Source organism: Streptomyces qinglanensis (assembly GCF_900111245.1).
GTDB lineage: Bacteria > Actinomycetota > Actinomycetes > Streptomycetales > Streptomycetaceae > Streptomyces > Streptomyces qinglanensis.
Genome location: NZ_FOGO01000004.1, coordinates 1 through 1,511, shown reverse-complemented (window position 1 = coordinate 1,511; position 1,511 = coordinate 1). Strand labels below are relative to the sequence as shown.

The 1,511-nt window shown below is 67.4% G+C and carries 1 protein-coding gene; it reads right to left on the bottom strand.

Annotated features, from left to right (window positions below; all coding sequences use genetic code 11):
• Positions 1 to 1,511 (bottom strand): condensation domain-containing protein (locus tag BMX65_RS09860; protein WP_244905666.1); only part of this gene is annotated, 1,511 nt, incomplete at both ends.

Sequence of the window (1,511 nt, the reverse complement as noted above, 5' to 3'; positions counted from 1 at the left end):
GCGTTCTGGAGGACGAGCGCGACCTGGAAGAGCGGGTGGTGGGAGGTGGAACGATTCGGGTTCAGCAACTCCACCAGATGTTCGAAGGGAACGTCCTGGTGCGCGTACGCCGCCAGACTCGACTCCCGCACCCGACCCAGCAACTCCTCGAACCCCGGATCACCCGACGTGTCCGTCCGCAGCACGAACGTGTTCACGAACAAGCCGACAAGATCGTCCAACGCCTCATCGGTACGCCCCGCCACACCACTGCCCAACGCGATATCGGTCCCCGCACCCAAACGCGTCAGCAAAGCCGCCATACCAGCCTGCAACACCATGAACACCGTCGTGTTCGACCGCCGCGCCAGCCGGACCAGGCGTTGGTGCAGCTCCGCGTCCAGTGTGAAGTCGAGATGCGTGCCTTCGAACGAGGCGACCGTCGGGCGGGGCCGATCGGTCGGGAAGGTCACCAGCTCCGGCAGACCCACCAACTGGTCACGCCAGTAGTCGACCTGCTGGGCGTAGAGGCTGTCCGGGTCGTTCTCGTCACCCAGCAGCTCACGCTGCCACAGCGTGTAGTCCGCATACTGCACCGGCAACTCCGACCACTGCGGCACACCACCCCGCGAACGCGCCGTATACGCCGCCACCAGATCCCGCGCGATCGGGCCCATGGACCAGCCGTCACCCGCGATGTGGTGCACCAGCAGCATCAGGACGCTGTCCCGCGGCGCCACATCGAACAGCCATGCGCGTACGGGTATCTCGGAACCCAGCTCGAACGCGTACCGAGCTGCTTCCTCCAGAGCCTCCGGCAGCTCCTCCTCCGTCACCGAGCGGCGCTGCCAGTCCAGCTCCGCAGTCTGCGGATCGAGGATCGACTGGCGGGGCTCACCGTCGACTTCGGGGAAAACCGTACGCAGCGACTCGTGCCGGACGACCAGGTCACGCAGGGCACCGCTGAGTGCATCCGCGTCCAGCTCGCCCTTCAGCCTGAGTGCCAGCGGCATGTTGTAGGTGGCGGAGGGCCCCTCCAGCTTGTGCAGGAACCACAGACGACGCTGCGCGAACGACAGCGGCACCACATCCGGCCGTGCCATGGGCACCAGGGCTTCCCGAGTGCGACCGTCGCCCGTGAGGCGCGACACCAGGCCGGCCGCCGTCGGGTTCTCGAAGACAGCCGCAATCGGGACCTCGACGCCGAGCACGCTGCGGATGCGGCTGACGAGCCGAGTCGTGAGGAGGGAGTGGCCGCCGAGGTCGAAGAAGCTGTCGTCGATCCCGACCCGCTCCAGACCCAGCACCTCGGCGAACAGCCCGCACAGCACCTCTTCCCGCGGAGTACGAGCGGCACGACCAGTCGCCGCAGACACGTACTCGGGTGCGGGCAATGCCTTGCGGTCCAGCTTCCCGTTCGGCGTCAACGGCAACCGATCCAGCACCATCACCGCCGAGGGCACCATGTACTCCGGCAACCCCTCGCAAAGCCGCTCACGCGCCGCCTTCACCACCGCGCCGACACCCCGCGC